Annotated in this window: 7 protein-coding genes; 3 read left to right on the top strand and 4 right to left on the bottom strand. The window is 59.2% G+C overall.

All coding sequences use genetic code 11. The features are described from left to right. Nucleotides 1–1072: SGNH/GDSL hydrolase family protein (locus NW837_RS05620; protein WP_414329734.1), on the top strand; the 1072-nt coding region annotated here is incomplete at its 5' end. Between the two features lie 71 nt (nucleotides 1073–1143). Here the strand turns inward: NW837_RS05620 and NW837_RS05615 are convergent. Together NW837_RS05615 and dapA are read right to left on the bottom strand one after the other, a co-directional pair. Further along, nucleotides 1144–2979, bottom strand: a complete 1836-nt coding sequence (locus NW837_RS05615) for a ribonuclease J (protein WP_414329733.1) — start codon at nucleotides 2977–2979, stop codon at nucleotides 1144–1146. A 219-nt stretch (nucleotides 2980–3198) separates the two neighbouring features. Beyond that, entirely contained in the window at nucleotides 3199–4119 is a 921-nt protein-coding gene (gene dapA, locus NW837_RS05610; RefSeq protein WP_414329732.1) for a 4-hydroxy-tetrahydrodipicolinate synthase, read from the bottom strand. Nucleotides 4120–4394: 275 nt separating this feature from the next. Here dapA and NW837_RS05605 point away from each other — a divergent pair, with 275 nt between their 5' ends. Then, nucleotides 4395–5021 (top strand): nitroreductase family protein, encoded by a 627-nt coding sequence (locus NW837_RS05605; protein ID WP_011431721.1) that lies wholly within the window; start codon nucleotides 4395–4397, stop codon nucleotides 5019–5021. A 51-nt stretch (nucleotides 5022–5072) separates the two neighbouring features. Here the strand turns inward: NW837_RS05605 and trpD are convergent, their stop codons facing one another. Continuing rightward, nucleotides 5073–6104, bottom strand: a complete 1032-nt coding sequence (trpD, locus tag NW837_RS05600) for an anthranilate phosphoribosyltransferase (RefSeq protein ID WP_414329730.1) — start codon at nucleotides 6102–6104, stop codon at nucleotides 5073–5075. Between the two features lie 469 nt (nucleotides 6105–6573). Between trpD and trmFO the strand changes: the two genes are divergently transcribed. After that, nucleotides 6574–7953 (top strand): FADH(2)-oxidizing methylenetetrahydrofolate--tRNA-(uracil(54)-C(5))-methyltransferase TrmFO, encoded by a 1380-nt coding sequence (gene trmFO, locus NW837_RS05595; protein WP_414329729.1) that lies wholly within the window; start codon nucleotides 6574–6576, stop codon nucleotides 7951–7953. A gap of 239 nt (nucleotides 7954–8192) precedes the next feature. On the opposite strand, the gene NW837_RS05590 is transcribed toward trmFO, so the two are convergent. Continuing rightward, nucleotides 8193–9209, bottom strand: a complete 1017-nt coding sequence (locus NW837_RS05590) for a phosphotransferase enzyme family protein (RefSeq protein WP_414329728.1) — start codon at nucleotides 9207–9209, stop codon at nucleotides 8193–8195. Nucleotides 9210–9279: the final 70 nt, after the last annotated feature.

Raw genomic sequence — 9279 nt, 5'->3', positions numbered from 1 at the left:
GGGGTGCTTCCCGCCTCGCCCTATCTATGCCCGCTTTCCCATGCCTCTCTCTGCAAAGGATGCCAGCACCCGAACCCCAGAAAACTCGACTCCAAGACAACAAGACAGCTGGGTGTTCCTCCTCTCCCTGCTGATTTTGATACTCAGTTTGGGGCTAACCGGCTGCTCTGCCAGTTCTGGATCCCCTGTTGTGCCCAGCCCACCCACCCTCACCCGCTACGTTGCCCTGGGAGCCAGCGATGCCGTTGGCTACAACGCCTCCATTTCCTGTGATGGCCCAGCCAACGCCGCCGGCACTCGACCCCAGCGCTCAGAGCCCCTGGACTGCCCCAATGGAACGGGCTATGTGCCCCGCCTGGCTCGCTTGCTGCCCGGCCCAGTGGAGCTTATCAACCTGGGCCGCTCGGGAGCGGTGCTCAGCCCCGCCATGCAAGCCCTGAGGCAGGGGATCCCGGCCAATTTGCTGCAGGATCAAGTGCCGCGCCTTCCCCCCGATGCCACCCTGATCACCATTTGGGTGGGCGGAAACGATACCAACGCCATCGCTCTGGCGGCGGCTCAACGGGCTCTCCAAGGTGAGGATCCCTTGCCCTTCGTCGATCAGCAGATCCGACAATTCGCCGCCGATTACCAAACCCTGCTGCAAGCGGTGCGTGCCCGTGCCCCTCAAGCTCGCCTGGCGGTGGCCAACCTGCCCAACTTCGCCCTGATTCCTCTGGGTCAGCAGCAACCCAGCAGCGTGCGCCAACTGCTCTCCCTGATCTCGGTTGGCCTCACGCAACGGGCCATCAACCCCTTAAGCCAACAGGGGATCCCAGTGGTGGACTTGCTCTGCGATCCCCGCTCCTACCGACGCGAGTCCTTCTTTCCCGGCCCGCTGGCCGACGGCTTTCACCCCAACGACCGGGGCTACGCCGATTTGGCCGATGCCTTCTTGAGCGCCCTTCGGCAACCGCTCCCTCCCCAAACCCGCTGCCCTCCCTTTAGCGAGGTGGGATCCCTGCAACCAGATGCGGCGGCAGAGTCTGCCCTCCGCAGTTTTCTCACGGATGGATACAAGCCGGCACAATAGGAAGGATCCCTGCGCTCGGCAAGGGATCCCAAAGGCGCTTAGACGATCCAGCCACGGAGAACGGGCCAGTTTTAGGAAGCAGCTACCGCTGCCGAGGAACGCCGCCGCCGGCCCAGAGCACCCGCTACCGGCTCCGGTTGGGTTTCCACACTCAGGGAAGACACAGACTCCTCTTCAGGGGATTGCACAAAAACCGCCACCGTGGGCTTGCCGGGCAATTGTTCTCGCAAGAAACGGCGCACCACCCGCTCCACTTCGCCCTTGAGGCCGGCCCAGTCGATGTCCAGGCTGCCCCGCTCCAGCGAGCGAGCAAATTGGGGCCACGCTTGCCGAAGGGTGTTCTCCAGAAGGGGTTTCAGGTCGGATCCCTTGAGTTGGTTCCCTTCCCCCGCCAAGCCAAAGGTTTGCACCTGTGGGGTGCAGAGCAACTGGCCACTGCCGTCCAGGCTGATCACCACCGTCACCATACCGTCTTTGGCGATCTGCTGCCGCTCCTGCATCATCTCATCCATCACCACTCCATCGTGGGAAGCGGCGATCATCTGCAGGCCAGAGGGGACGCGGCCTGTGATGGCAATGCGCTCCCGGTTCACCTCCACCACATCGCCATTGTCGATGATTACAATGTTTTCCCGCGGGATCCCCATGCTCATGGCGGTTTCGGCGTGCTTGACCAGCATGCGGTATTCCCCGTGGGTGGGGACAAAGAACTTGGGGCGGGTCAGGGCAATCATCAGCTTTTGGTCTTCCTGGCAGCCGTGGCCGGAAACGTGCAGGCCCTTGTCTTTGCCGTAAATGACATTGGCTCCCAGCTCCATTAGCTTGTCAATGACCCGCGAGACTGCGATCGTGTTGCCAGGGATCGGGTTGGCCGACCACACCACCGTGTCGCCTGGCTTGATTTGCAACTGCGGGTGCTCGCCGTTGGCGATGCGGGTAAGAGCAGCCAGCGGTTCTCCCTGGGATCCGGTGGTGAGGATGATCACCCGGTCATCCGGCAGGCTGTTGATCACATGCATTGGCTGCAGCGTCTCGTCCTTGCAGCGGATGTAGCCCAAGCGCCGCGCATGAGCCACCACGTTTAGCATGGAGCGGCCCAGCAGAGACACCACCCGACCTTGCTGTTCGGCAATCTGCAGCACCAAGTTGAGACGATGTACCGAAGAAGCAAAGGTGGTGATGATCACCCGCCCTTTGGCTCCGGCAATGGCCTTGGTGAGACCGGGCACCACTGAGGCTTCGGAAGGGGTGAACCCCGGCACTTCAGCGTTGGTGGAGTCGCTGATCAGGCAGAGCACTCCCTTTTCCCCATGTTCGGCCAACCGCTGCAGGTCGAAGTACTCCCCATCCACGGGGGTATGGTCGATCTTAAAGTCGCCGGTCTGAATAATGACGCCCACAGGCGTGTGCAGAGCCACCGTAAAGCTATCGGCAAAAGAGTGGGTGTTGCGAATGAATTCGGCAAAAAAGTGCTTACTCAAGGGAACGATTTCACGGGGGCCAACAGGACGCAGCTCTGTGCGGTTGAGCAGGCCCACTTCCCGCAATTTCTCTTCCAGCAGCGCCAGCGCCAATCTGGGGCCGTAGATGACCGGAATATCAAATTCCCGCAGGTGATACGGGATGCCACCGATGTGATCTTCGTGGCCGTGGGTAACCACCATCCCCCGCACTTTGTCCCGATTTTGCTTGATGTAGGTCATGTCCGGCAGCACGATGTTCACGCCGTGCATGCTCTCATCGGGAAAAGCCAAACCGGCATCCAAGAGGATGATGTCATCCTCGTAGCGGAAGGCCCATGTGTTTTTGCCGATCTCCCGTTCGCCGCCCAGCGGAATCATCTGAACGGAAGAGGTGGATTGTGGGGTTACAGAACGAGAAACAACTGAAGAACGTGGTGTTGGCATATGGGTTTAGATCCTCAACAGTAAAAAAACAAAAACAGAAATAGGCACAAGCTATCCCCGACAAAGTTGTGGGCGAAAGCCGCAACTCATCCATTTCCCAGGCCGGGGAAGAGCTTTTCGGGGAAAAAGCCACTTACCCACAGGTCAAACGCCACAAAAGAGCCCCTTGCAAACCCCTGAAAACCGTGGTCATGGCAGAAGCAAAGCCTAAAAATGCAATCATGAAACTTTCGTCGCCATTTGTTCGGATCCCTTCGATTCAGCCAGTAGGCCCATCTCTTCAAGCACCTGTCGCAAAACCTGCAGAGAACTGGGCTGTAGAGGCGCTAGGGGAAGGCGCGCCCGACCCACTCGCCAACCCTGCATCTCCAATGCGGCCTTAATTGGAACTGGGTTGGTCTCGATGAATAAAACCTTGAACAACGGAAACAGGCGCAGGTGGTGGGCCAAAGCTTGATCGTGTTGCCCCCTGATGTAGCTCTGGATCAGCTCCTGCAACTGCAACCCAACTAGGTGGCTGGCTACACTGACCACACCGCTGCCTCCCAAAGATAGGAGTGGCAAAGTCAAAGAGTCATCTCCCGAATAAATGGCAAAACGCGAGGGAGTGAGTCGCCGAATTTCCGAAGCTACATCCATCATACCACTGGCTTCTTTGATGGCGACAACCGTTTCCAATTCTGCCAATTTCGCTACAGTCTCCGGCTGTAAACTGGCCCCTGTCCGACTGGGAATGTTGTAGAGCAAGATGGGCAGGTCACTGGCTTGGGCGATGGCCTTGAAGTGCTCATAAAGGCCGGCCTGGGTAGGCTTGTTGTAGTAGGGCACCACCTGCAGAGAGCCATCCAAACCGAGTTGAGCGGCCTTTTTTGTGGCTTCAATGGCCTCACGGGTGGAGTTGGATCCCGTCCCGGCGATCACCTTAGCCCGACCGGCTACGGCATCTCGCACCACGCGGAACAGCTCATACTCCTCTTGCCAGGTTAGGGTGGGAGATTCGCCTGTGGTGCCACAGACCACCAAGCCGTCACTGCCGTGGGTTGCCAAGTAATCGGCCAAACGAGCGGCCTCATCGTAGTTAAGCTCCCCCTCATCAGTAAAGGGGGTAACCATGGCCGTCAGCACTCGACCGAAGTTCACCGATTGCTTCTCCCCATCAACCACACCAATCCGACGATTAACCGGGCGACCCAGATGAGACCAGTTTGTTTTTCCATCATACCTGCCTTTGCGTTAGGGATCCCGCTTGCCTGCCCTGCCAAGGCCCAGTTTGTGCCTCACCCGGTTGCCACAGGCTGGATAAAAGGGAGATAACAAAGAAGACAGACCGTTTGAACACGGAATGTATAGCCATTTGCCAATCCTGCCCCTACCTTTGGGGGGAGCAGCCTTTCTACCGACACTTGAGGATCCCTATGGACGCCCTAACTGCCCTGAAAGAGCGCATTTCCGCCGACAAATTGGATCCCAGCCGCCGTTTATCGGAAGCGGAGATCCGAGAGCTGGTGGCTTATGCTACGGAAGCTCCTTCTTCCTTCAACATTCAGCACTGGCGGTTTGTTGCGGTCACCGACCCGGAAGACAAAGAGCGCCTCAAATCTCTGGCCTACAACCAACAGAAGGTGGCGGATGCATCGGTGGTGTTTATCATCCTGGGGGATCTGCGGGGGTATGAGAAACTGCCTGAAATTGTGCAAAGAAGCGTTGCTGCCGGGATCCTCCCCCCCGAAAAAGCGGAAGGCTGGGTGAACATGGCCCAGGCAACCTATCTCCACAATCCCACCTTGGCGCGGGATGAGGCAATTCGCTCTGGGGCGATGGCTGCCATGGCGCTGATGATCGCGGCTCAGGCCAAGGGTTTGGTGAGCGGGCCGATGATCGGCTTTGATCCGGAAGGGGTAAAGCGGGAGTTCGGCATTGCCGACCGCTACGTGCCGGTGATGCTGCTGGCGGTTGGATATGCGGCAGCGGGTAACCTGCCGCGCAAGCCTCGCTTGGGGGTGGATGAAGTTCTGGCCTTTGGGCGAGGGCGGGAGTTTTAGCCCTAGGCTCAGGTGGGATCCCTGTCGCCCTCTCCTGGGCTCCTACCGGCATCAAGCCTTGAGAAAATGAACCAGCTGTTGCAAGCGATCCCAAGCGGCACCCCTGGCGAGAATCTCGCGAGCTTGGGCGATCCCGGCTCTCCAATCGGGGGCCACTCCGGCCACCTGCAGGGCCAAAGCAGCATTCAAGGCCACCACATCCTGCTGGGCAGGCGTCCCGGATCCCTGGAGAACTTGGGTGAGGATGGCGGCATTTTCCGCCACATCCCCCCCCTTGAGAGCTTGGGTGGGTGCCAGGGTCAGCTCGTAATCTGCAGGGTTCAAGACTTCCGTCCGTACCAGCCCACCGGACAGGATGCCCAGATCGGTGGGTTGATCCAGACCGGCCTCGTCGAGACCTTCGCGGCTGTGCAACACAATGGCCCCTTCCCGTCCCAACAGGCGCAGGGCCTCTGCCATTACCGGCACCAGCTCCTGGGCGTAAACCCCGATCACCTGGCGGTTGGGATAGAGGGGGTTGACCAAGGGCCCCAACAGGTTGAAAATGGTGCGAACCTTGAGGGCCCGCCGATAGGGGATCACCGCCCGCATGGCCGGGTGCCACTGGGGAGCAAACAAAAAGGTGATGCCCACTTCCGCCACAGCCGCCCGCACCCGCTCTGGCTCAGCCCCCAAGTTCACCCCCAGGGCCTCCAGCACATCGGCCGAGCCGACCTTGCCAGAGGCGGAACGGTTGCCATGTTTAACCACCGGGATCCCGGCTGCACTGACCACAAAGGCCACCGCCGTGGAAATGTTAAAAGTGCCGGCCCCATCGCCGCCGGTGCCACAGGTATCCACCAGGAGAGGCAAGTCCAGCGGGGATCCCAGCGAAGCCCGCTGTAGCACTCGTGCCATGCCGGCCAGTTCACCAGCGCTCACACCCTTGGCTTGCAGGGCCGCCAGAATCGCCCCCGACACCACATCTGGCACTTGGTTCTGGAGCCAACCGTTCATCAACTGTTCAGCTTGGGCTTCGCTCAGAGATTGCCGATCCAGCAACTGCCCCAAAAGCTGTGGCCAAAGGTCAGCCGTTTCCGTCATGGGTCGGGATCCTGGGTGTCAGCGGGTACTTATAGTAGCGTATCCCGCCTCTGGGTCACTTGCCTCGTGCAGGTCGGGCCATGCTGAGGGTTAGCTAATCCGCCCAGAAGCTCCGCCCTCCTTATTGCTACGCAACGCGACGCAACCACTTTAGCGGCGCGGAGCGCTATGCCTCAGCGTAAGGGTCGGGATGAAAGGCGGTCTTTGTTCTATAATCAACCTGGCTGTACAAAACGGCTTTGCCGGAATCTGGTACAGCTACGCGGTGGGACATTCCGTGTCTGCTCGCTGAGGGTTCTTGTGATAGCTCCCCGTTGAAGCGAGAAGCGCACACTCTTTCGCTTTAGCAGCGCGGAGTGCTTTGCGTCAGCATGAGTGCGGGAGTATGTCACCATAGTGGGTTTGACCTGAGCCGTTTCCGGCCTCGGCAGGGTGCGTTCTATTCTTCTCTTCCCTCCCGGAGGTTGTGATGAACCCTCCAACTAACCCAAGGGCTTGCAGCCCGCTTGCACGAGCGGGAGCCTTCGCCCCCATCCATGTTGTGGGCGGGGGGTTGGCGGGGACAGAAGCTGCTTGGCAAATTGCCCAGGCAGGGTTGCCTGTCATCCTTTCGGAGATGCGCCCCGTGCGTCAGAGCCCGGCCCATCACACCGATCAGTTGGGGGAGCTGGTGTGCAGCAACTCCTTTGGGGCTGCGGCCAGCGATCGGGCGGCAGGGCTGCTCAAGGAAGAACTGCGACAACTGGGATCCCTGGTGATCGCGACGGCGGATTGCCATGCAGTGCCGGCAGGAGGGGCATTGGCAGTGGATCGGGCCCGCTTCAGCCAGGCTCTCACGGAAGCCATTCAAAACCATCCCCGCATCACCCTGCGTCGGGAGGAGGTGACGGAGATCCCGGAGGGCATTGCCGTCCTCTGTACCGGCCCTCTGACCAGCGATCCCCTGGCCAAGGCACTGCAAGCCTTTACGGGCCTGGAGTACCTGAGCTTTTTTGATGCGTCTAGCCCCATTGTTACCGGGGATTCGTTGAACCGAGCGGTGGTGTTTCAGGCTTCCCGCTACGACAAGGGGGAAGCAGCCTATCTCAACTGCCCCATGACGGAAGCGGAGTACGAACGGTTTTGGCGGGCGCTGGTGGAGGCGGAGCAGGCGCCCCTCAAGGATTTTGAACGGGAGGAGCGCAAGTTTTTCGAGGGCTGCTTGCCGATTGAAGAAATGGCGCGCCGGGGCAAAGACACCCTCTGTTTCGGCCCCTTGAAGCCGGTGGGGCTGGTGGATCCGCGCACGGGATCCCGTCCTTATGCGGTGGTGCAGTTGCGGCAAGAGGACAAAGCAGGGCAGCTGTGGAACTTGGTGGGCTTTCAAACCAACTTGAAATGGGGAGAACAGCAGCGGGTCTTTCGCCTCATCCCCGGCCTGGAACAGGCGGAGTTTGTCCGCTTTGGGGTGATGCACCGCAATACATTTTTGAATTCGCCCCAGCTTCTGTGGCCGACCTTGCAATTTCGTCGCCGACCCACGCTGTTTGCCGCCGGCCAGTTGGTGGGCACCGAGGGCTATGCCTGCGCGGTGGCAGGGGGATGGTTGGCCGGACAGAACGCCGCCCGCCTGGCTCTGGGGTTGCCCTTGATCACGCTGCCCCCCGAAACAATGATGGGATCCCTGTTTCAGTTCATCAGCAGCGCCGATCCCAGGCACTTTCAGCCGATGCCGGCCAATTTTGGGCTGTTGCCGGATTTGGAGGGGCGCAAGCTTCGCAACAAGCAGGAGCGCTATGGCCGTTACCGGGATCGCGCTTTGGCTGCTCTGAAAACGACTGGGTTGGTGCGCCAAGTGCAAACCGCCTAGGGGAGCTTGGAGCGTGTTCCCGACCATTGCGATCCAAGTCAAAGTCGAGATTGAGCGTTATCGTCATTTGAAACTAGATTGAGACACTTCCTAGGCGTTTCGCGACCGCCCCCAGCCCCTCTCCCTCTGGGGGAGGAGAGTCGGGAAGCAATGCCACAGAAATATTTAGAAATGTTTCATTCCTATGCCGCGGTAGCAGATCCCAAAACGAGCTGTCAAAAGCTGGGCAAACCTGTTGGCTACCTTCCCTCTTTCCGCTGCTCACAAGACAAAAGGGCGCGCATGGACTCCAACAGTTTGGGTGCCCTCTGGGTTAGGTCTTGATAGAGGCAAATTTGCTGTTGGCAGCGGGCCAGGTTATGGGCTTTGCGGCTGGGGTAGCGCTGGGGATCCCAATTCCAGTAGGCGTCTTCAAACCAATCCTGTAAAAAGCGCATCCCCAATTCCAGGGTAATCAGTTGGATCCCTTGAATGATGAGTTCTGGTTGTAGGGCGTGCAGGTTCCCGGTTTGGGCATAGCCCCGCAACCCGGCCAGGATCGCCTCTGGCTGAAGGGTATTTCCTCGTTTGCCCCAGGAGCGCAGGGCATCCCCCAATTCAACATAGAGATTGTGATACATAAAGGTGTCCAGATCCACCAGGCCCACAAATCGCCCCTGCTCATCGAACAAAAAGTTGTTGAACTTGAGATCGGCATGGATGATTTGAGTTGGGATCCCCGAGGGCAGCAGAAGATTGGGCACAGTTTCGATTAAAAACTGCCATTCTGCCTGCACTTCTGGGGCCGGCTCATACTGGCGTAGCTGTTGCCAAAGGTGAGCCGTATCGTGAAAATGCGGGATCTGGAAGCGAAAACGATAGTCCATCTGGGCCAAGAGTCGATGTAGGCGTCCAACGGCTGCCCCCGCCTCTTCCAGATAGCCCCAATTGGGAGGAGTTGGGTGACAGGATCCCGGCAGACAATCCATGACCCGCCACAGCCCTTCTGCCCAGGACAAGTGCAGGGATCCATCGCGAGCGCGACGGAATCGGGGCACAGGGAAGCCGTGTTGTCTCAGCCATTGGCCGATGGCTTGACCATCTTCGGTGACAGCAGGATCAAATCGGGGGTGAAGGCGCTGGACGATGAAGGATCCCTCAGAGGTGTTGAGTTTCCAAGTTTGGTGAATGAGGCCCACTCGGATGGCTTCGGGTGGCTCTGGATCCCCCAGTTGAAAGTGTTGGACAAGGGGATCCAGCCAAGTCAGGTCAAGCATAGGCAAGGAAGAAATCTATTCAAGCTTGGGGTGCTGGGTCGATCTTTTCGTTTTCAGAGCTGCCTCAAAC

It is taken from the genome of Synechococcus sp. R6-10 (assembly GCF_047461815.1).
Lineage (GTDB): Bacteria > Cyanobacteriota > Cyanobacteriia > Thermostichales > Thermostichaceae > Thermostichus.
Note: the sequence above shows the minus strand (reverse complement) of the source record. Positions and strands in the feature narration are given on the sequence as shown.